General features: G+C 63.5%; 22 protein-coding genes. 14 read left to right on the top strand and 8 right to left on the bottom strand.

Going from position 1 to position 18,887, the window contains the following annotated elements:
* From GPA21_RS03265 to arfB, 3 genes are all read left to right on the top strand, one after another.
* A partial coding sequence (locus tag GPA21_RS03265) for an MTH1187 family thiamine-binding protein (protein ID WP_168986782.1) occupies positions 1-218 on the top strand: 218 nt, incomplete at its 5' end.
* A gap of 106 nt (positions 219-324) precedes the next feature.
* Positions 325-621 carry a VF530 family protein gene (locus tag GPA21_RS03260; protein WP_168986781.1) on the top strand — a complete coding sequence of 99 codons (297 nt, stop codon included), beginning with the start codon at positions 325-327 and terminating at the stop codon, positions 619-621.
* Positions 622-641: 20 nt separating this feature from the next.
* The gene (gene arfB, locus GPA21_RS03255; RefSeq protein WP_168986780.1) at positions 642-1,052 is read left to right on the top strand and encodes an alternative ribosome rescue aminoacyl-tRNA hydrolase ArfB; all 411 of its coding nucleotides are present in this window, start codon (positions 642-644) and stop codon (positions 1,050-1,052) included.
* Between the two features lie 18 nt (positions 1,053-1,070).
* Here the strand turns inward: arfB and GPA21_RS03250 are convergent, their stop codons facing one another.
* The 4 genes from GPA21_RS03250 to GPA21_RS03235 form a co-directional block, all read right to left on the bottom strand.
* Positions 1,071-2,060, bottom strand: a complete 990-nt coding sequence (locus tag GPA21_RS03250; protein ID WP_246261724.1) for a class I SAM-dependent rRNA methyltransferase — start codon at positions 2,058-2,060, stop codon at positions 1,071-1,073.
* A 47-nt stretch (positions 2,061-2,107) separates the two neighbouring features.
* On the bottom strand, positions 2,108-2,470 hold the full coding sequence (locus tag GPA21_RS03245; protein ID WP_168986778.1) for a hypothetical protein: 363 nt from the start codon (positions 2,468-2,470) through the stop codon (positions 2,108-2,110).
* A 506-nt stretch (positions 2,471-2,976) separates the two neighbouring features.
* Positions 2,977-3,171, bottom strand: a complete 195-nt coding sequence (locus GPA21_RS03240; RefSeq protein WP_168986777.1) for a cold-shock protein — start codon at positions 3,169-3,171, stop codon at positions 2,977-2,979.
* Between the two features lie 461 nt (positions 3,172-3,632).
* Entirely contained in the window at positions 3,633-4,664 is a 1,032-nt protein-coding gene (locus tag GPA21_RS03235; protein WP_168986776.1) for an AraC family transcriptional regulator, read from the bottom strand.
* Between the two features lie 112 nt (positions 4,665-4,776).
* On the opposite strand from GPA21_RS03235, the gene GPA21_RS03230 reads away from it, so the two are divergent.
* From GPA21_RS03230 to GPA21_RS03180, 11 genes are all read left to right on the top strand, one after another.
* Positions 4,777-6,384 carry a carboxyl transferase domain-containing protein gene (locus tag GPA21_RS03230; RefSeq protein ID WP_168986775.1) on the top strand — a complete coding sequence of 536 codons (1,608 nt, stop codon included), beginning with the start codon at positions 4,777-4,779 and terminating at the stop codon, positions 6,382-6,384.
* 14 nt (positions 6,385-6,398) lie between these two features.
* Positions 6,399-7,196, top strand: coding sequence for an enoyl-CoA hydratase/isomerase family protein (locus GPA21_RS03225; protein ID WP_168986774.1), 798 nt, complete (start codon positions 6,399-6,401; stop codon positions 7,194-7,196).
* A 227-nt stretch (positions 7,197-7,423) separates the two neighbouring features.
* Positions 7,424-9,439 carry an acetyl/propionyl/methylcrotonyl-CoA carboxylase subunit alpha gene (locus tag GPA21_RS03220; RefSeq protein WP_168986773.1) on the top strand — a complete coding sequence of 672 codons (2,016 nt, stop codon included), beginning with the start codon at positions 7,424-7,426 and terminating at the stop codon, positions 9,437-9,439.
* An 11-nt stretch (positions 9,440-9,450) separates the two neighbouring features.
* Positions 9,451-10,380, top strand: a complete 930-nt coding sequence (locus tag GPA21_RS03215) for a hydroxymethylglutaryl-CoA lyase (protein WP_168986772.1) — start codon at positions 9,451-9,453, stop codon at positions 10,378-10,380.
* A 220-nt stretch (positions 10,381-10,600) separates the two neighbouring features.
* Complete coding sequence (locus GPA21_RS03210) at positions 10,601-10,807, top strand: DUF1289 domain-containing protein (RefSeq protein ID WP_168986771.1); 207 nt, start codon at positions 10,601-10,603, stop codon at positions 10,805-10,807.
* Positions 10,804-10,989 carry a DUF1289 domain-containing protein gene (locus GPA21_RS03205; protein WP_168986770.1) on the top strand — a complete coding sequence of 62 codons (186 nt, stop codon included), beginning with the start codon at positions 10,804-10,806 and terminating at the stop codon, positions 10,987-10,989. Before GPA21_RS03210 ends, GPA21_RS03205 begins: the two co-directional genes overlap by 4 nt.
* On the top strand, positions 10,986-11,900 hold the full coding sequence (locus GPA21_RS03200; protein WP_168986769.1) for an MBL fold metallo-hydrolase: 915 nt from the start codon (positions 10,986-10,988) through the stop codon (positions 11,898-11,900). The genes GPA21_RS03205 and GPA21_RS03200 overlap by 4 nt, the downstream gene beginning before the upstream one ends.
* 86 nt (positions 11,901-11,986) lie before the next feature.
* Positions 11,987-13,021 carry a tRNA pseudouridine(13) synthase TruD gene (gene truD / locus GPA21_RS03195; RefSeq protein WP_168986768.1) on the top strand — a complete coding sequence of 345 codons (1,035 nt, stop codon included), beginning with the start codon at positions 11,987-11,989 and terminating at the stop codon, positions 13,019-13,021.
* 117 nt (positions 13,022-13,138) lie between these two features.
* Positions 13,139-13,993 (top strand): RNase adapter RapZ, encoded by an 855-nt coding sequence (gene rapZ, locus GPA21_RS03190; protein ID WP_168986767.1) that lies wholly within the window; start codon positions 13,139-13,141, stop codon positions 13,991-13,993.
* Positions 13,993-14,385: a NusG domain II-containing protein gene (locus tag GPA21_RS03185; protein ID WP_168986766.1), complete on the top strand. Its 393-nt coding sequence runs from the start codon at positions 13,993-13,995 to the stop codon at positions 14,383-14,385. The genes rapZ and GPA21_RS03185 overlap by 1 nt, the downstream gene beginning before the upstream one ends.
* The gene (locus GPA21_RS03180; protein ID WP_168986765.1) at positions 14,366-14,920 is read left to right on the top strand and encodes a Gx transporter family protein; all 555 of its coding nucleotides are present in this window, start codon (positions 14,366-14,368) and stop codon (positions 14,918-14,920) included. Before GPA21_RS03185 ends, GPA21_RS03180 begins: the two co-directional genes overlap by 20 nt.
* Before the next feature lie 57 nt (positions 14,921-14,977).
* Here GPA21_RS03180 and GPA21_RS03175 read toward each other — a convergent pair whose 3' ends face one another.
* From GPA21_RS03175 to GPA21_RS03160, 4 genes are all read right to left on the bottom strand, one after another.
* Positions 14,978-15,229 (bottom strand): hypothetical protein, encoded by a 252-nt coding sequence (locus GPA21_RS03175; protein WP_168986764.1) that lies wholly within the window; start codon positions 15,227-15,229, stop codon positions 14,978-14,980.
* A complete protein-coding gene (locus GPA21_RS03170; protein WP_168986763.1) occupies positions 15,226-17,061 on the bottom strand; it encodes a Na/Pi cotransporter family protein in 1,836 nt (611 codons plus the stop codon). The genes GPA21_RS03175 and GPA21_RS03170 overlap by 4 nt, the downstream gene beginning before the upstream one ends.
* 144 nt (positions 17,062-17,205) lie before the next feature.
* The gene (gene ruvC / locus GPA21_RS03165) at positions 17,206-17,745 is read right to left on the bottom strand and encodes a crossover junction endodeoxyribonuclease RuvC (RefSeq protein ID WP_168986762.1); all 540 of its coding nucleotides are present in this window, start codon (positions 17,743-17,745) and stop codon (positions 17,206-17,208) included.
* A 128-nt stretch (positions 17,746-17,873) separates the two neighbouring features.
* Complete coding sequence (locus GPA21_RS03160; protein WP_168986761.1) at positions 17,874-18,749, bottom strand: DMT family transporter; 876 nt, start codon at positions 18,747-18,749, stop codon at positions 17,874-17,876.
* Positions 18,750-18,887: the final 138 nt, after the last annotated feature.

Genomic DNA, 18,887 nt, shown 5'->3' with positions numbered 1-18,887 from the left:
CCGAAGCCGGGCTGAAATCGCAACTGCACGCCTACGGCACCAACATCGAAGGCGAATGGGACGAGGTCATGGCCGCGGTCAAACGTTGCCATGAGGTGGTGCACGACCTGGGTGCGCCCCGCATTACCACCTCCATTCGTCTTGGCACCCGGGTCGACCGGGATCAGTCCATGGATGACAAGATCGCGAGCGTCGAGCGCATCCTGACTGGGGAGTGAATCCGCCCCCTGTTCGACTATGATGTGCGATCAATAGGTGGGGCCGGCTCATTGATTTGAGCGGCGTCCCTCTGCACAACCCGCGGTCCGAACCCACGAGAACACGATGTCGACGCCCCAGCCCAACAATCCGCTACACGGTCTGACTCTGGAGCGGATTCTCAACGATCTTGTAACGCGGCTCGGTTGGGCAGAGCTTGGGCGAAGGGTCCGTATTCGCTGCTTTACGTACGAGCCCAGCATCTCGTCGAGTCTCAAGTTTCTCCGACGCACGCCCTGGGCGCGCGAGCAGGTCGAGGCCCTGTATCTCGAAACTGTGGATACCGACGAGGAGGGCGCCCCGGCGTCGCGCCGGAAAGAAGGTGCGCGCCAGGCCGGCCGGCTGGCCGCCAACGAGCCCTGACGCTTGCGGAGCCCAGCATCATGCATCCCTGGCTCACCGTCTCCGCCGACGAAATCGAGATCAGCGCGATCCGTGCGCAGGGCGCTGGCGGACAGAACGTCAACAAGGTGTCGAATGCGGTGCATCTGCGCTTCGAGATTGCGGCCTCCAGTCTGCCCGAGGAAGTGCGTCAGCGGCTGATGAAGCTTGGTGACCACCGCATCAGCAAGGACGGCATCGTGATCATCAAGGCGCAAAAGTTTCGCAGTCTGGAGAAAAACCGCGCCGAGGCGATTCGTCGCCTCGAGGAACTCATCAACCGGGTTGCCGTCCCGCCCAAGGCTCGCCGAGCCACCCGACCGACTCGCGCCTCGGTTACCCGGCGACTGGACAGCAAGACAAGGCGCGGATCAGTGAATGCGATGCGGGGCAAGGTCCTGGGTCAGGACTAGTCTTGTCCCATCACTGCACTAGACGGACAGGCGCAGGACCTTGAGCGGCGGGTTGCCGTCGTAGCTTGGGAAGTCCTCCTCGGGCTCAATCCACTCCGCCTCACGGATCGGGCGTCCGGCCTTGCGCGCACTACGTTCCAACTGGTCGAGCCAGGCCAGCCGGTCGACCTGCCCGACGTTGTTGCAACAGTAAAGCGTCCCGCCTTCCGAAGTCGCCAGCAATGCAGGCTTGAACACTGCGGCGTAGTCGTTCACCAGATCGACTACGCCGAAGGCGCTTTTGGCATGCCGGGGAGGGTCGAGAAAAACGACGTCGAACTTCTGCGCGACGAGTTTCGGAAAGTCGGGCAGCTTCTTTCGACGAACGATCTGACTCTGGCCCAGCCCCGCGTACTGCCGTGCTGCGGGAAAGAAGTCGCTCCTGATAAAGCGCACGGAAATCGGAATCCGGTTCAAGCCGGCATTTTCCTTGCCGACCGCCAGGGCTGATTCGGAAAAATCGATATTGATCACTTCGCGTGCGCCGGCTACCGCGGCAGCAATGCCGACGCCGCAGGTGTAGGCGAAGAGATTGAGTACGCTCTTGTCTTTGGCGTCCTGCATGACGCGCTTGCGCGCCGCCCGAAGATCCAGGAACAGCCAAGGGTCCTGCCCGGCATGGCGGGCTCGAAATCGGTAGTTGATCCCGCACTCGCTGACCATGCGGGGCTGCTCGGCCAACTGCATGGTCTCCGCCGGGAGCGTATTTGTGACGCGCGAATTGGCGCTGCTGCGGTCGTTATAGATTGGCAGCAGCCCCGGCTGTGCGGCCGCGTAGAAGGCCACGATTTCTGCCAGTTCGTCGTCCTCGAGTGTGCGATGGAAGGTCTGAATCAGCAGTACGTCGCCGTAACGATCGATGGTCAGCCCGCCACATCCCTCCGCGCTGCCATGGAAAAGGCGATACGCGGTTGTGCGCTCGGCAGCGCTGCGTTCAATCAGCGCGCGACGTGCCGAGAGTGCAGACAACAAGCACTCGGAGAGGGATCCAGGGCCAGAGGGCAGCGTGACGTGGTTCATTCGTTCGGGGCAAAGCCGTAGTAGGAACCGTAGGCCGACGGAGCCGGCGCGTAAGCGGCGACCTTGATCGCGTCTGCCAGCCTGACCTGATCGGTGAAGGCGTCGATCCCGCCGTCCTCGCGAAGAAAGCGTTCTTCGACCTCGCGGTCGCTCAGGCCGTTGAGATTGAGGCTCTTGTTGAAGCGTTCGGAGCGGTATTCGAAAGCCATGTCGTGGGCGATGAACAAGGTGTGCGAGCAAGCGGTAATGCGTGTTTCGTCGGAGGGGTCGGCGCCCATCACCCGGGTGCCGCAAAAGGGACAATGCACAGGGGTGTAGTAGTGCGTCTTGAGTTCGGTTCGCTGGATGGCGCTGGTCATGATGGACTCCTTGTTGCGGTGAGACACCGCCCGCGAGTGCAAACCTGCCGGGCTGTGGGCGGTGATGTCGCCGGCGATGGTCGAGCCATATTCGATGCTCGTTGCCGGGTTTGCCGGAACGCTGCGATGTCGAGTCGGCGCAGAACCGCCGGGCTCCAACAGCCTGTCAAATGTGGGGCTGATCAGCTGCGCCAGTCAGAGAAACGGTGCAGATTCGCCCGCCTTTTTGTTGCATAGAGCCGCTATGCGCCGCGAAAAGGTCATATCCGGCCTCGCTTTGCCGCTCGGCTCGCGACGATCGCTCAAGCCTCACAGGCTACTGGCCCGCGTGAGAAATACCGGCTGGCTCGATGTTGGTCCGGATTTGCTTGGTCTCTTGGCGGTTGATCGCGATCGCCGATTCCGGCTGCAGTGCCGGCAAGAGTGGCACAGGCGGCAGCACAACGCCGCCACCTGGCGAGACGCCTTGGCGGTCTGTCGGGCTTGAGACCGACAGACCGCTGGAATCAGGCGATCTGGATGTTGCTTGCTTGCTTGCCCTTGGGGCCGTTCGTGACGTCGAACGTTACGCGCTGACCTTCGGCGAGGCTCTTGAAGCCTTGGGACTGAATCGCCGAGAAGTGGGCGAAGAGGTCATCGCCTCCGTCGTCCGGGGTAATGAAACCAAAGCCCTTGGCATCGTTGAACCACTTTACTGCCATATCTTGAAACTCCTGAAGAATAAAAGGGGATAGCCCCTGGTTGGGGCGAGATCAAGAAGGCGAGGTGAAAATGGGGAATGCCACCGCACTACCGCGGGTACTAATCCGACACAACAACTACACGACCTGGATGACGCCGCTGACGAGGATACCCGTCGACGGGCCGTAAGGCAAACCGAATGGGGCGAAGGTCCGCCCCCGACCTGGTCAGCCGTCTTGCCGGCCGTTGGACTGTGGTCTTCGTACGGGCTGGGGGCTGGGAGACTATCGTGATGCCGGCAGGCAACATCGACCTGCGGGGCGCAGCACCCTGCGACGCTGCGGTCGTCCTCGTGCATGCTGCGCTAGGGCGGGGCAAGTAGCTTGCGCGCGCACGGCGCCTTGGTCACGCTGCTCCTGGCGCAGCAGAGAATTGCGCTGCCCCGGCAGTGCGGTCTGCAACGCTCCATTCCGCACCGCGCTCACCGTTCCCGGTAGCGACTCGGTGCGGTACCGGTCCATTCCCGGAAAGCCCGGGAAAAACTCTTCTCGCTGTCGAACCCGACCGCTGCGGCAATCTGCTTCAATGGCTTTCGGGTCTGCAACAGCAGCCTGATCGCCTGCTCGCGGCGGACTTCGTTCTTCAGCTTCTGCAGCGATACCCCTTCTTCCTTCAACTGCCGGTGCAGGGTACGTGCCGAGATGTTCAACTGGGCGGCGACGTCTTCGGCAGTGTGGGCGCGAGCGGACGTAGCCGACAGGATCTGGCTGACGCTGTGGATCAGCAGGCGGTCGCGTCGGTACTGGTGGACCGTGAGCGGCAGGGCGCGCTGCAGCATGGTGCGCAGGGCGGTCTCGTCACGGCGCAACGGCAGGGCGAGGTAGCGGGCGTCGAAGCTGAAGCCGGCGGCTTCGGCGTCGAAGTGCAGCGGTCCGGAGAAGAGATAGGGGTAGGCGTCGGCGTGCGCAGGGGCTGGGAAGGGCAGCCTGGTTTCCGTAAGCGCGATGCGCGAGTCGATCAGCCAGCAGGCGTAGCCAAGCAGGTTGCGCAGCATCGAGACCAGGCAGAACTCCCGCATCTCTCCAAAATCCCGCGTTTCGGCGATGCGAAGGGTCGCGGTATTGCGGGTGTGGCTGAAGTCGAGAGTAAGATCGTCCGTGAGCAGGTGGTGGTGGCGGCACCAGCGTTTGATGGCGATTTCGAGCGTCGGCGACGTCAGCGAGGCGCGGGCGAGCATTCCGTAGCTGCCCCAGGGCAGGCGGCGTGAGAACCAGCCCAGGGCCTCGTCGTCCAGTTCCTGCATGGCTAGCGCCGAGAGGGTTTCCATTTGCGCAGCGGTGACGCGGCTGGCGGGGTCCTCAAGCTGGTGTGGTGGAATCTGCGCTTGCCTCAGCACGCTGGCCGGATCCATTCCCCGCGCTCGGTACCCGAGCACGATCGCCCGGATGAAGGCGATCGGAGTCGCAGCAAGGCCGCGGGTGAGATCGGCAGGCGTTGGAAGAAGGGTATGCATGCAGATGAATAGTGCGTTCGTGTGGCAGGATTTGCAACCTTGTTGGCACGCGCGAAACAGTGATCGGGGCTAGGCTTCAGCCTTGGTTCGAACCAGCACAGGACGGGGAGACATGAGTACGATAAAGAGCAGCATCAATACGCGCAGTGCCGAGTTTCAGGCCAATGCCGAGGCCTTGCGCGGAGTGGTGGCGGATTTGCGCGAGCAGGTAGAACGGGTCAGTCTCGGTGGCGGCGAGGCGGCTCGTGCCAAGCATGTGGCACGTGGAAAGCTGCTGCCGCGCGACCGGGTGGGCCACCTGCTCGACCCGGGCACGCCGTTTCTCGAAGTGGGCCAGCTCGCTGCGCTGGGCATGTATGGCGACGAAGCCCCGAGTGCCGGCGTGATCACCGGCATCGGTCGGGTCAAGGGCGTCGAGTGCATGATCGTTGCCAACGACGCGACCGTCAAGGGCGGCAGTTACTTCCCGATGACGGTCAAGAAGCATTTGCGCGCGCAGGAGATCGCGCAGATGAACAATCTGCCGTGCATCTACCTCGTCGACTCGGGCGGGGCCAATCTCCCCACCCAGGATGAAGTGTTTCCAGACCGTGATCATTTCGGCCGAATCTTCTTCAATCAGGCGAACATGTCGGCACGCGGCATTCCGCAGATTGCTGTCGTGATGGGATCGTGCACGGCGGGTGGTGCTTATGTGCCGGCGATGTCTGACGAAGCGATCATCGTCCGCAATCAGGGCACGATCTTCCTCGGCGGTCCTCCACTGGTCAAGGCCGCGACCGGAGAGGTCGTCAGCGCAGAGGATCTGGGCGGCGGTGACGTACATACCCGCCTGTCCGGTGTCGCCGATCACCTGGCCGAGAATGACAATCACGCGCTCTATCTTGCGAGGCGGATCGTAGGCAACCTGAACCGCAAGAAGACGATGTCGCTGGAGCTTGGTATCGGTGACGATCCACTTTATGACCCGGAGGAAATCTACGGGATCATTCCGGCGGATTCGCGCAAACCATACGATGTGCGCGAGATCATCGCGCGCATCGTCGACGGCTCGCGCTTCGACGAATTCAAGGCGCGCTATGGCACCACGCTGGTGACCGGTTTCGCCCAACTCTATGGTTACCCGGTGGGTATCGTCGCCAACAACGGCATCCTGTTCGGCGAATCGGCGCAGAAGGGCGCTCACTTCATCGAACTGTGCGCTCAGCGCGGCATCCCGCTGCTCTTCCTGCAGAACATCACCGGCTTCATGGTCGGCCGCAAGTACGAGAACGGCGGCATTGCCAAGGACGGGGCGAAGATGGTGACTGCGGTGGCCACGGCCCAGGTACCCAAGCTCACGATGATCATCGGCGGCAGCTTCGGTGCCGGCAACTACGGCATGTGCGGCCGCGCCTACAGTCCGCGTTTCCTGTGGATGTGGCCGAACTCGCGCATCTCGGTAATGGGCGGTGAACAGGCCGCGAGCGTGCTCTCCACCGTGCGTCGTGACGGCATCGAGGCCAAGGGCGGCACCTGGAGCCCCGAGGAAGAGGAAGCCTTCAAGGCCCCGATCCGCGAGCAGTACGAAGTGCAGGGCCATCCTTACTACGCCACCGCCCGGCTGTGGGACGATGGCGTGTTGGATCCGGCGCAGAGCCGGCGCACACTTGGCCTGAGTCTGTCGGCCGCGCTCAACGCGCCGATTCCCGAGACCAAGTTCGGTGTGTTCCGGATGTAAACGGGGGCGAGACGATGTACGAGACACTCGAAATCGAGCGAGTCGGTGGTGTCGCCACCGTCTGGATGAATCGGCCGGATGTTCATAATGCCTTCAACGCACGGGTCATCGCCGACCTGACCGCCGCCTGCAAGGCGCTGGACGAGGATGTGTCGGTGCGCGCGGTGGTGCTGGCCGGCCGCGGCAAGAGCTTTTCCGCTGGCGCGGACCTCAACTGGATGAAGGCTGCAGGTGCCGCGAGCGAGAGTGAGAACTTCGCTGACGCGATGCGGCTTGCGGGCATGCTGCGCACCCTGGCCGAGATGAGCAAACCGACCATCGCGCGGGTCCATGGCGCAGCGCTTGGTGGCGGCATGGGACTTGCGAGCGCGTGCGACATCTGCGTGGCCAGCGAGAAGGCAGTGTTCGCGACCTCGGAGGTCAAGTTCGGCATCATCCCGTCGGCGATCAGCCCCTACGTGATCCGAGCGATCGGCGAGCGCCAGGCCTATCGCTACTTCCAGACGGCGGAACGCATCAGCGGGCAAAGGGCCGTCGAAATCGGCCTCGCGCACGAAGTGGTCGCCGCCGATGCACTGGACGCCAAGGTCGCCGAAATCATCGACGCCCTGTTGCAGGGCGGTCCGTTGTCGCAGGCGGCCGCCAAGGACCTGATCCGCAACGTGGCAAACCGCCCGATCGACGACTCCGTGGTCGAGGACACCGCACGTCGCATTTCGCAACTGCGCGCCACACCGGAGGCCAGGGAAGGGCTGGACGCCTTCCTCGCCAAGCGTCCGGCGGCGTGGGTGCCGGAGTCCGGGCCGCAGTGAGCAGGGTTCCTCCCCCTTCAAGGGGAGGGCGAAAAACCGATCGCATCCCTGAGCAGTGGCTCATGGGTATTGAGGCTGGAGGCAACTCATGTTTGAAAAAATCCTGATTGCAAACCGCGGTGACCAGCCGCGAAGCGGCGCAGCGACGCAGTCACATTGCCTTGCATGCGCAGCATGCTCAGGCGATTTCGCCGCGAAGACCGGGCAGTTGAGCGTGGAGGCAACTCATGTTTGAAAAAATCCTGATTGCAAACCGCGGCGAAATCGCCTGTCGCGTCATCAAGACTGCACGCCGCATGGGTGTGAAGACCGTCGCGGTGTATTCCGAGGCCGACGCCAACGCGCGCCATGTCCGCATGGCCGATGAGGCAGTGCTGATCGGGCCGGCGGCTGTGCGCGAAAGCTATCTGGTGGTCGACAAGATCATCGCCGCGGCCAAACAGACCGGTGCGCAGGCGATCCACCCCGGTTATGGCTTTCTGTCCGAGAACGAGGCTTTCTGCCACGCTTGCGAGCGCGAGGGCATCGTCTTCATCGGCCCGCCGGTGGCCGCGATTCGCGCGATGGGCTCCAAGTCCGAGGCCAAGAAACTGATGGACGCGGCGGGCGTGCCGCTGACGCCGGGCTATCACGGAGATGACCAGGATCCGGCCTACCTGCACCAGCAGGCCGATGCGATCGGTTATCCGGTGCTGATCAAGGCCGCGGCCGGCGGTGGTGGCAAGGGCATGCGCCTGGTCGAAAAGAGCGCGGACTTTCTCGACATGCTTGCCTCGTGCAAGCGCGAGGCGGCCTCGAGCTTCGGCGACGAGCACGTGCTGGTCGAGAAGTACATCGTCAAGCCGCGTCATATCGAGATCCAGGTTTTCGGTGACACCAAGGGCAACGTCGTCTATCTGTTCGAGCGGGACTGCTCGGTGCAGCGTCGCCACCAGAAAGTATTGGAAGAGGCGCCCGCGCCCGGCATGACCCCCGAGCGTCGTGCCGCGATGGGACAGGCGGCGGTCGCCGCGGCCAAGGCGGTCGGCTACGTCGGTGCCGGCACCGTGGAGTTCATCGCCAACCAGGACGGCAGTTTCTATTTCATGGAGATGAACACCCGGCTTCAGGTCGAGCATCCGGTCACCGAGATGATCACGGGTCTGGATCTGGTCGAGTGGCAGCTTCGCGTGGCCTCCGGCGAGCCCCTGCCGCTTGCCCAGGAACAACTGCAGTTGCGCGGGCACGCACTCGAGGCGCGCATCTACGCCGAAGACCCGGACAAGGGCTTCCTGCCATCCACCGGCAGGCTGCTACACCTCGCGCCGCCGGCCGAGAGCCTGCATGTGCGGGTGGATACCGGCGTCGAGGAGGGCGATGAGATCAGCCCGCACTACGACCCGATGATCGCCAAGCTCATCGTCTGGGACGTCAATCGGGACCGGGCGCTCGCACGTATGCTGCAGGCGCTGGCCGAGTATCGCGTCGTGGGTGTATCCAACAACATCGCCTTTCTCTCGCGGCTGACCGCCTGCCCGGCCTTCGCCGGTGCGGACCTGGATACCGGGCTCATCGAGCGGGAGAAGGACTACCTCTTTCCCGGCGAGCAGAAGGTGCCCGACGAGGTCTGGCTGGTGGCCGCGCTGGCCGAGCTCGAGCGCGAAGCCGAGCGGGCGCGGACCACCGCGCGTCGCGACCAGGATCCTCTTTCGCCCTGGCACTCGCGCGACGGCTGGCGGCTCAATGCCCGCGCCCAGCGTGACCTTATCCTGCGCAGCGGCGACGCGCAGACCACCGTCCGCGTCGGCTACCGGGCCGACGGCTACACGCTGGCGGTGAATGAACGCAGCGTCGCGGCACGTGGGGAGCTCAACCCGCGCGGCCTGTTGCGCGTCGAGCTCGATGGCACCCGCATGGATGCGACCGTGATCGCCGCCGGCGAGAAGCGCCATGTATTCCTGCATGGCCGTGCCTGGCAACTTGCGAATGTCGATCCGCTGTATCACTCGGGCGAGGGTGGTGGTGCCGAAGGCGGTTTGCTCGCCCCGATGCCGGGCAAGGTGATTGCGCTGGTTGCCGCGGAGGGCGCCAAGGTCGAGAAGGGGGCGCCGCTGCTGATTCTCGAGGCGATGAAGATGGAGCACACCATCACCGCGCCGGCCGCCGGCACGGTCAAGGCCTTCCGTTTCGGCGTGGGCGATCAGGTTGGCGATGGCGCCGAGTTGGTGGAATTCGAGGCGGCCGAAGCGGTCCAACCGGCCTGAGGAGATTCGCGATGACGTTACCCGCCAAGGTCAGAATCGTCGAGGTCGGGCCGCGCGATGGTCTGCAGAACGAGAAGCAGGTCATCCCGGCCGATACCAAGGTTTCGCTGATCCGTCGCCTCGAGGCCGCCGGACTCAAGGCCATCGAGACGACCTCTTTCGTGTCGCCCAAGTGGGTGCCGCAAATGGGCGACAACACCGAGGTGCTCACTCGGGTGCTGGCCGAGGCCGCGCCTGGTGTCGACTACCCGGTCCTGACCCCCAACATGAAGGGTTTCGAGGCCGCACTCGCCGCCGGTGCGCGAGAAGTTGCGGTATTCGGCGCAGCGTCAGAGTCGTTCAGCCAGAAGAACATCAACTGCTCGATCGCTGAATCTCTGGAACGCTTCCGCCCCGTGCTGGAAGCCGCTGCAGCGGCTGACGTGCGGGTGCGCGGCTATGTCTCATGCGTGGCCGGCTGCCCTTACGAGGGGTCGGTCGCGCCCGAGGCGGTCGCCGAAGTCGCCGGAACGCTGCTCGACATGGGGTGCTACGAGGTGTCGTTGGGAGACACCATCGGCAGCGGCAATCCCGCTTCGATCCAGCGCATGCTCGAGGCGGTCCAGCGCAGGGTGCCGGTGCATCAGCTTGCCGGGCACTATCACGACACGTACGGCATGGCAGTCGCCAACATCCATGCCTCCTTGCAGGCGGGTGTGAGCGTGTTCGACGCCTCGGTCGCCGGGCTCGGGGGTTGTCCGTATGCCGCGGGCGCTTCGGGCAACGTCGCCACTGAGGACGTGGTGTGGTTGATGAATTCGCTTGGCGTCGATACCGGTATCGATCTGAATGCACTGGTCGACACCGCGGCCTGGATCAGCAGCCAGCTCGGACGGGAACCGGCCTCCAAGGTCGCGCGGGCCTTGCTCGCCAAACGGGCGAAGGCGGCGTGTACCGGATAAAGCGATTGGGGGTGTGAGACGGGGGTTCGCACCTCACAGCGCTCCTGCATGGGCTCCTGTGCTTGGTGTTCTTGTGGGAGCGGTGTCAGCCGCGAACAAGCCATGCAACCTGATGCGCCTGCCATCGACAGCGTGACCTGGCAGACCAGCCGGTTCTCCGGACTTTGCGATGGCCTGTTAAAATAATCAGATAATTACATGATGATTTACCCCGACAGCCATGAGTGTTTCTTCCCCCTGCATCAACGTTTGCCGCATTGACGCGGATACCGGCTACTGTGAAGGCTGCCTGCGCACCCTCGACGAGATCGCCGGCTGGAGCGCCTACGATGACGAGACCCGGCTCTGGGTGCTCGAAGCGGTCGATGCGCGCCGCGCCCAGATCCAGCGTCCTGCGTCCGGCGTGGCGCCAGGAGCGCGCGCATGAGTGATGCCCTCTGTGTCGGCGTGTGCATGATCGACTGGGATTCCGGCATCTGCCTGGGCTGCGGTCGTACGCCCGAGGAGATCGACGGCGTGCCGGTCGCGACCCCGCAGCCCGAACAAAAGCCGGCTCAGCCGCCACTTCCGCCCAACGTCGCCGAACACGTGGGTGAAGGGACAGAATGAGCGTGACACTGCCTGAAGGCGTTCAGGTCATCGAGAGGGGCTGGCTGTCGTCGAACAATGTGTTGTTGTTCGACGGTGCCGAGGCAACGCTGATCGACAGCGGCTACCAGAGCCACGCCGAGCAGACGGTGGCGCTGCTGCGCACCGCGCTCGGGGGGCGCCGCCTCGCGCATCTCGTCAATACCCATTCCCACTCCGACCACATCGGTGGCAACGCCGCGGTGCGGCGTGCCTTCGCCTGCGACATTGTCGTGCCGGCCGGCATGGCAGGCGCGGTCGAGCGCTGGGATGAGGATGCGCTTCTGCTCAGCATTGCCGACCAGGTGGGCGAGCGGTTTCCGGTGGATGCAACCGTCGAAGCCGGCGAACGTCTGGCGATGGGTGGGGGCGAGTGGCATGTGCTCGAGGCACCCGGACACGACATGGATGCGGTCATGTTTCACGACCCTGACCGGCGTATTCTGATCTCGGGTGACGCATTGTGGCGCGACGGTTTCGGCATTCTGTTCGCCGACGTGCTCGGCACCGGTGACGGCGTCGGCGCGACCCGCAGCACGCTGGAGGCGATTGCCCGCCTTTCGGTCGATGTCGTGATTCCGGGGCATGGCGCGCCCTTCGTGGAATTCGATGACGCGCTCGAGCGCGCCTTCGGGCGTCTGGCCGCTTTCGAGGCCGATGGCGCGAGAATCGCTCGCAACGCGATCCGAGCCTGCATTACGTTCACCCTGCTGGATCGTCGCGCAATGGATATCGAAGCTCTGTCGCAACACCTCGGCGAGGTAGCTCTTTATCGGGAAGCCAACGCACGCTTTCTGGGGTTGAGCGCGAGCGAACTGGCTGACTGGCTGGTAGGCGATCTGGTGCGTGCCGGAGTGGCTCGGCGCGAAGGCGACCGATTGCTTGCCGCGTGACGAAGGTTTGCAGCCTCGCGGCAGGACGATTCCCTGTAGCAGTCAGGCTTTGTGCCGCCGCAGCCGGCCAGACCAATGAGGAGACTATGATCGATCCAGTCGGTATGCCCGCCAGCCCCCCGTTATTCAGAGCGCGGATTCGCCAGTCGTCCGAGGACTTTGTCGTTGATGAACTTTCTGCGGTTGAACTGGATGGACAGGGCGAACATGTCTGGTTGTGGCTGGAAAAGATCGGCTGCAACACCGACCATGTCGCGGCGTGTCTCGCCCGTGTGGCCGGGGTGCCGAGCAGTGCGGTCGGCTACGCAGGTCTGAAGGATCGCCATGCGGTGACCACACAATGGTTCAGCGTGCAGATGCCCGGGCGCGAGGCCCCCGACTGGAATGCAGTGCTCGAATCGGGCATGCGCGTGCTGCAAAGCGGCCGCCACGGGCGCAAACTCAAGACAGGGTTTCTCGAAGGCAACCGTTTCCGTCTGACCCTGCGCGACTGCGTGGGTGACCTGGCGTCGCTGGAAAGGCGGCTCGAGCGCATCCGCAGCGAAGGTGTGCCCAACTATTTCGGCCCGCAACGTTTCGGCCGAGAGGGTGGCAACCTGGTCAAGGCGCGCGCGTTGTTTCAGGGACGGCTGCGTGTGCGTGACCGAAACCTGCGCGGCCTGTATCTGTCAGCGGCGCGGTCGGCCCTCTTCAATCGTCTGCTCGCCAGGCGGGTGGAAGACGGCACCTGGTGTCATGCGCAGCCGGGCGATCTCATGAACCTCAACGGCAGCCGCAGCCACTTTTTGGCTGAAACCGTGGATGCCGCTCTGGAACAGCGGGTGAAGGAGCAGGACGTGCATCCGACCGGTCCGCTCTGGGGAGCGGGCACACTGGAGAGCCGGGGTGTGGTCGCAGCGCTGGAACAGGCTGTGGCTGACGATGACCCTGAACTCGCGCAAGGCCTGATTGCGGCCGGCCTCAAGCATGAGCGTCGCGTGCTGCGCATGCCGGTGCACGGGCTTGCATGCCGGTGGCTCGATGGCGGGACCTTGGTGCTGACCTTTGAGCTACCGCCTGGTGGCTACGCAACGACGGTACTGGCCGAAATTGCCGAATTGACAGACGCCGCCAACCCCTGACGCGAAGTCAGGCAGGTCGAGCGGGAATGAACTCCCACCGCAGGTCTTTGCCAAAAGTGCGAGTGGGATCGTGTGATAATGCTCGCACGAGATATGCGTTGTTCAATCGATAAGCCAATGCAAATAGTACTGATCAGCGGGCTGTCCGGTTCAGGCAAGAGCATTGCCCTCAATGTGCTCGAGGATGTCGGCTACTACGTGGTCGACAATCTTCCCGCGACCCTGCTGCCGCAATTGGTCAGCCATTTGCGAGGCAGCGGGTACAAGCGGATTGGCGTAGCCGTGGATGTGCGCTCGGGCGCGAGTCTTTCCGCCTTGCCGCAGTTGCTGGAGCAGTTGCGCGGCATGGTCGACGACCTGCGCATGATTTTTCTCAACAGCCGCGACGCCACGCTGATTGCGCGTTTCTCCGAAACCAGGCGTCGCCACCCACTGGCGAGCGACGACGTCTCGCTTGAGGAGGCGATCCAGCGGGAGCGCGACGCGCTCGAGGCCATCGCACAGCTCGGCCACCAGATCGATACCAGCGAGCTACACCCGAACGCACTGCGTGTCTGGGTCAAGGATTTTCTGGAGCTGGCGCCGGCCGAAGGTCTCACCCTGATGTTCGAATCCTTCGGGTTCAAGTACGGCATTCCGCTGGATGCCGACCTCGTGTTCGATGTACGTTGTCTGCCCAATCCGCACTACGACCCCAAGCTGCGCCCGCTGACCGGTCGGGATGCGCCGGTGGCGGATTTCCTGCGCAGAATTCCCGAGGTCGGTCGCATGGCCGACGACATCGGCAAATTCGTCGCGAACTGGCTGCCCAGCTACACGCGTGACAGCCGGAGCTATCTTACCGTGGCGATCGGTTGTACCGGCGGGCAACACCGCTCGGTCTATCTCGCCGAGCTGCTCGGGGAACGCTTCCGCGACCAGGCGCGGGTGCTGGTCCGGCACCGCTCCTCAGTGAGGCGGGCCTCGGATTGATGCCTGTCGGAAAGCCGTCCCAGTGGTTTGCTCTCGTCCGCCCAGGTGATGTGCTCGTGATCGGTTTGGCGCTTTTCGTCTGCATCGCCTCGGCGGCGACGCTGTGGCGCGGCGGTGCGCCCGACAAAGTGGTGATCCGTGCGGGCGGGCAGTTGTATGCCGAGACAGGCCTTTCGCGATCGCAGCGTATCGAAGTTCCAGGCCCCCTGGGGATCACCGTGATCGAAGTCGAGCCGGGCCGGGCTCGTGTCGTGTCCGATCCGGGCCCGCGACAATACTGCGTGCGCCAGGGCTGGCTTACGCGTTCCGGGGCGGCCGCGATCTGTGCACCCAACGAAGTGAGCCTGATGCTTTCGGGCGGCGCCTCGACTTATGACTCCCTCAACTATTGAGATTCGACCGACGGCGGACGACGCCCGCATCGCCCGCTTTGCGGCAGCGGCGATCGTGCTTGCCGTGGCAGAGGCAGCGATTCCGCTGCCCTTGCCCGGCGTCAAACCCGGGCTGGCCAACATCGTCATCCTCATCGTACTGCTGCAATGGGGGTGGCGGGATGCGGTCTGGGTGGCCTTGTTGCGGGTGTTTGCCGGCAGTCTGCTGCTCGGGCAGTTTTTTGCGCCGGGTTTCTTTCTCGCGCTGGCCGGGTCGCTCGCCAGCCTTGCCACGCTGGGTCTCGCCATGCATCTGCCGCGGCGATGGTTCGGCCCGATTACGCTGAGCATACTCGCAGCCTTTGCCCATATCGGCGGACAGCTTGTGCTGGCCCGGCTGTGGCTGGTGCCGCACGACGGCGTATTCTATCTGGTGCCAGTGTTCGCCCTTGCGGCGACGGTCTTCGGCTTGGTGAATGGGTTGGTGGCGGGACATTTGCTGCGCGAACTTTCGTCTGCCGCTGACGCGGTGACCAAGGATGAACCGTCGCGCTGAGCAGTTGCGGCGAGGCTAGGGCCTGTTCTCATTCGCCATGGCGAATGAGAACAGGCCCTAAGCTTTTCCGGCCAGACGCTTTCGCAGATTGACGCCCTTCTTGCGTTGTTCGGTGAGAATCTGCAGCTTCAGTTCGAAGTCGGCGCGAGCATCCGGATCGTTGCAGTGGGCGATCGCGATCTTCAAACGCTTTTGCTCAGCTTTCATTTTCTTCAGCAGTTCCTTGAGCTTCTTCTTCTTTTCTTCCTGCATGCGACGGTCTGCGGAGAGAAGCAGGCCGAGCTTGTCTATCATCCGCTTGAAGTTCATATCCTGGACCCTTCGTTTTCCGTGGAGCCGGCTTGGGAGGTCGTGGCAAGAATCGCCTCGAGCTCCTGCTTGTCGAGATGCAGCGCGTTCTCGAGCTGCTTGTCTACATACTCGTGCGGCATGAACGCGGTGCGAGCCAGCGCGAGCAGGTTGCGGGAAATATCGTAAGCATAGCCATTATCGTTCATCAGCGAGCTGGCCACTTCAGGGCTGATCCGTTTCTCCCTGATCAGCCTGTCGAGCGTGCCATTGCCGACGATATCGTGACTTTGCATGCTGGCTGCGAGTACATCGAAGGCGAGCGTCGGGTTCTCCTCCTCGCCGGTTGCAAGCCTGTGCAGGTGATGGAGAATGAGCGCGAGGTGCTGGCGGATCGCGACATATTCCTTGCGAAGATAGGGGTTGGGCGAGACCAGGTAACGCACCATGTTCTTCTGCAGGTGCTTGAGATCCTTGAGCGCTTCGATGAGATGCTGGGTTGCGGCGCGCAGCACGAAAGCCTGTCGTGACTGCTTGTCCTCGGTCGGCAGACGTGCGAGAAAATCCAGTATGTCGGCATGAAGGGGTTTGACGCGGCGCCGGTAGTAGTCGTCTACATCGATTTCCCGCACACGCTCGGGTGCATTTGCCAGCAGTTCGAGTTGCTCACCCTTGCGCAGACGGATCGGGTCGGCGTGCAGTACGAGTGCCATGATGTCGAATACGTTCGCGAAAAGGTGGCCGATCTCCTTGCGCGCGGCCTCGAGGCCGGCGTCGGGCATCTGCATCATGGTTTCGTTGATGAACCTGGGGCTGCTGACCGTGCTCGGTGCCGGCTTGAGATGCGTCTCGAGAAAAACGACCAGTCGGCTCATCAGCGGCAGCATCAATGCGATGCCGGTGAGATTGAAGAGCGAATGGAACAGCGCCAGCTTGAGCGTGTGGTCGTTCGGCGCAATGCCGAGCCAGTCGGCGCCGAGTTCGACCGCGACCACGAACTGCCGGATGAACACCAGCGCGAGAATGCCGGTAGTCAGGTTGAAGATCAGGTGCGCTGCCGCCAGGCGTCGGCCGGCGATGTTGGCGCTGATCGAGCCGATGATGGCGGTGATGGTGGTGCCGACGTTGGCACCGATCGACAGGGCAAGCGCGTTCTCATAAGTGATCTGGCCGGCTGCCAGCGCGGTGATGATGAGCACCAGGGTCGCGTGGGACGATTGCATCACCACCGTCGCAAAGACGCCTATTGCGGTGAACAACATCAGGCCGGCGAGGCCCGGCACTGCATACTCGGCGAGGTCTATGCTCTGGCCAAAGGTCTCGAAGCCCTCCTTCATGTAGTGGATGCCGAGGAACAGGAAGCCGAGGCCGGTCAGTACGTTGCCCAGTCCCTTGAGGGTTTTCGACGAAGTGAAGCTCAGCACTACGCCGAATATCAGCATCGGCATGGCATAGGCGGCGACGTTGACCCTGAGCCCGAGGCCGGCGATCAGCCAGGCCCCGGTGGTGGTGCCCAGGTTGGCGCCGAAGATGATGCCGACGCCCTGTGTCAGGCCGAGCAGGCCGGCACTGAGAAAGCTGATCGTGATCACCGACACCAGTGAGCTCGATTGCGTGACAGTGGTTGCCACGACGCCGAAGGAAAGGCTCTTCCAGAGCTTGTCAGTGGATCGCTGGAGCAGGCGCTCGAGGGTGCCGCCAGTGAACACCTTGAACCCGTTCTCCAGCGCCATCATGCCGATCAGGAAGATCGCCACGCCGGCGGCGATCTCGGTGGCTTCGGCACTGGTATGCAGGCCGAATGCCAGCGCGGACAGAATCAGGGCGAGTATGATCAGGCGGGTTCGGGGCATGGATTGGTGTCAGTGGCTGGCCCGGACTGCGGTCATGGTTGTGCCTGGGCGCGCATGACTCGCAGCAGCCGCGTCTGGCGTGTTGCCGCTATAGTGCCACAGCCCGCGGGTGGATTAATCCCGGCCGGCTCATGCCCTACGGTCTCAAAGGATGCGGCCTGCGCGCCGGCGATTTCCGAGCGTGGCAAGTGCGCCCTCACCGCCGTTGGCATGACAGATGGCGCAGGCCAGTGCGTCGGCGGCATCGCCTTTCGGACTCACTTCGAGACCCAGCAAACGCTGGACCATGTGCTGCACTTGGTCCTTGTTGGCCTTGCCGTAACCGACCACCGCCTGCTTGACCTGCAGCGCGGTGTATTCATGCACCGGCAGGTCGCAGGACACTGCGCCGCAGATCACCGCGCCGCGAGCCTGTCCGAGCAGCAGCGTCGATTGCGGATTGACATTGACGAAAACTTTCTCGACCGCCACGAGATCGGGTTCGTAGGTCGCGATGACTTCGCGTACGCCCTCGAGCAGGGTCTTGAGACGACCCGGCAGTTCGGTGCCCTCGGTGCGAATGCAACCGCTGGCGACATAACGCAACTGTTGCCCGAGCTTGTCGACCAGCCCGAAGCCGGTCGCCCGGAGCCCCGGGTCGAGACCGAGGATGCGACTGGCGACGATTTGGCTGGCGGCACGCATGGCTGGATTCTAGCAGTCTGTCGGGCTTGAGCGATCGTCGCTCGCGAGGTGGGAAAACGGGCGAATATGGACCGCTTCTCCCACTGGCGCAGCAGATCAGTCTCAAGTCCGACAGGCTGGCAGGCCAGTTACTTTCGTGCCAGCCAGACGCCGGCGACCGCGACTGCCATGCCGACGAAGGCGATGCCGGTCAGCGTCTCGCCGAACAGGAACCAGGCCAGCAGCGCGGTGGTGGGTGGCGTCAGGTAGAACAGGCTCGCCACGTTCACCGCACTACCACTGCGGATCAGCAGGTTGAGCAGGCTGATCGCGCCGAGCGACAGCACGATGACGAGCCACAAGAGCGCGAAGACGAATTCGCCACTCCAGTCGATGTGCATCGTCTCGGTCTGGCTCGCGATCGCGGCGGTGATGATCAGCGACGGTACAAACTGAATCACCGAACCTGTGCGAAGATCGAAGCCCGGACAGTAACGCTTCTGGTAAAGGGTGCCGAGGGTGATGCCGATCAGCGCGACGAGGGCCGGCAGCAGCATCGTGCCGATCTGCGGCATGTCGGTTCCCTCCTCGGCGCTTTTGCCTGCGATGACGAGTGCCACACCGATGAAGCCAAGCGCCAGACCGAGCCATTGGGTGCGGGATACCCGCTCGCCGAGCAACCATCCGGCGCCGACTGCAGTGAGCAGCGGCTGCAAGCCGACGACGAGCGCGGTCACGCCTGCGGCCAGACCAAGGTGGATCGCCATGAACACCCCGCCGAGGTACGTCGCCTGCACCAGCAGACCGGTCACCCCGATGTGAAAGACCTGTCGCCAGTCGCGCGGCCAGGGTGCACGCATGGCCAGCGCAATCAGCACCATCAAGCCGATCACCAGCACATAGCGGGTCGACAGGAAGGTTAGCGGTTCGGCATAGGGCAGACCGAATTTGGCGCCGAGAAAGCCGGTGCTCCACAGTAGAACGAAAAGAAGCGGCATGATCCGCTGGAGCATCTCTGGTGGCATGGGTGTGATCGAAAAGCGAAACGGCGGGGCCAATCTATCGGCGCCGCCGTTCGGGGGTTTGGGTGAGTCCGGTGGTTCGTTAGGGCCTGTTCTCATTCGCGCTGGCGGATCGCGTGGGTCAGTCTGGCTGAGCCGGCA

Source organism: Azoarcus taiwanensis (assembly GCF_012910885.1).
GTDB classification, from domain to species: domain Bacteria; phylum Pseudomonadota; class Gammaproteobacteria; order Burkholderiales; family Rhodocyclaceae; genus Azoarcus_F; species Azoarcus_F taiwanensis.
This window is presented reverse-complemented; position numbering and strand designations above follow the sequence as displayed.

What these genes read in the sequence shown, in the direction of transcription:
- GPA21_RS03205 (WP_168986770.1), top strand. Translation starts at nt 10,804, where the DNA reads ATGAGTGATGCCCTCTGTGTCGGCGTGTGCATGATCGACTGGGATTCC.
- GPA21_RS03180 (WP_168986765.1), top strand. Translation starts at nt 14,366, where the DNA reads ATGACTCCCTCAACTATTGAGATTCGACCGACGGCGGACGACGCCCGC.
- GPA21_RS03260 (WP_168986781.1), top strand. Translation starts at nt 325, where the DNA reads ATGTCGACGCCCCAGCCCAACAATCCGCTACACGGTCTGACTCTGGAG.
- GPA21_RS03160 (WP_168986761.1), bottom strand. Translation starts at nt 18,749, where the DNA reads ATGCCACCAGAGATGCTCCAGCGGATCATGCCGCTTCTTTTCGTTCTA.
- GPA21_RS03245 (WP_168986778.1), bottom strand. Translation starts at nt 2,470, where the DNA reads ATGACCAGCGCCATCCAGCGAACCGAACTCAAGACGCACTACTACACC.
- GPA21_RS03210 (WP_168986771.1), top strand. Translation starts at nt 10,601, where the DNA reads ATGAGTGTTTCTTCCCCCTGCATCAACGTTTGCCGCATTGACGCGGAT.
- GPA21_RS03225 (WP_168986774.1), top strand. Translation starts at nt 6,399, where the DNA reads ATGTACGAGACACTCGAAATCGAGCGAGTCGGTGGTGTCGCCACCGTC.
- rapZ (WP_168986767.1), top strand. Translation starts at nt 13,139, where the DNA reads ATGCAAATAGTACTGATCAGCGGGCTGTCCGGTTCAGGCAAGAGCATT.
- GPA21_RS03185 (WP_168986766.1), top strand. Translation starts at nt 13,993, where the DNA reads ATGCCTGTCGGAAAGCCGTCCCAGTGGTTTGCTCTCGTCCGCCCAGGT.
- GPA21_RS03230 (WP_168986775.1), top strand. Translation starts at nt 4,777, where the DNA reads ATGAGTACGATAAAGAGCAGCATCAATACGCGCAGTGCCGAGTTTCAG.
- GPA21_RS03235 (WP_168986776.1), bottom strand. Translation starts at nt 4,664, where the DNA reads ATGCATACCCTTCTTCCAACGCCTGCCGATCTCACCCGCGGCCTTGCT.
- truD (WP_168986768.1), top strand. Translation starts at nt 11,987, where the DNA reads ATGATCGATCCAGTCGGTATGCCCGCCAGCCCCCCGTTATTCAGAGCG.
- arfB (WP_168986780.1), top strand. Translation starts at nt 642, where the DNA reads ATGCATCCCTGGCTCACCGTCTCCGCCGACGAAATCGAGATCAGCGCG.
- ruvC (WP_168986762.1), bottom strand. Translation starts at nt 17,745, where the DNA reads ATGCGTGCCGCCAGCCAAATCGTCGCCAGTCGCATCCTCGGTCTCGAC.
- GPA21_RS03215 (WP_168986772.1), top strand. Translation starts at nt 9,451, where the DNA reads ATGACGTTACCCGCCAAGGTCAGAATCGTCGAGGTCGGGCCGCGCGAT.
- GPA21_RS03170 (WP_168986763.1), bottom strand. Translation starts at nt 17,061, where the DNA reads ATGCCCCGAACCCGCCTGATCATACTCGCCCTGATTCTGTCCGCGCTG.
- GPA21_RS03175 (WP_168986764.1), bottom strand. Translation starts at nt 15,229, where the DNA reads ATGAACTTCAAGCGGATGATAGACAAGCTCGGCCTGCTTCTCTCCGCA.
- GPA21_RS03220 (WP_168986773.1), top strand. Translation starts at nt 7,424, where the DNA reads ATGTTTGAAAAAATCCTGATTGCAAACCGCGGCGAAATCGCCTGTCGC.
- GPA21_RS03200 (WP_168986769.1), top strand. Translation starts at nt 10,986, where the DNA reads ATGAGCGTGACACTGCCTGAAGGCGTTCAGGTCATCGAGAGGGGCTGG.
- GPA21_RS03240 (WP_168986777.1), bottom strand. Translation starts at nt 3,171, where the DNA reads ATGGCAGTAAAGTGGTTCAACGATGCCAAGGGCTTTGGTTTCATTACC.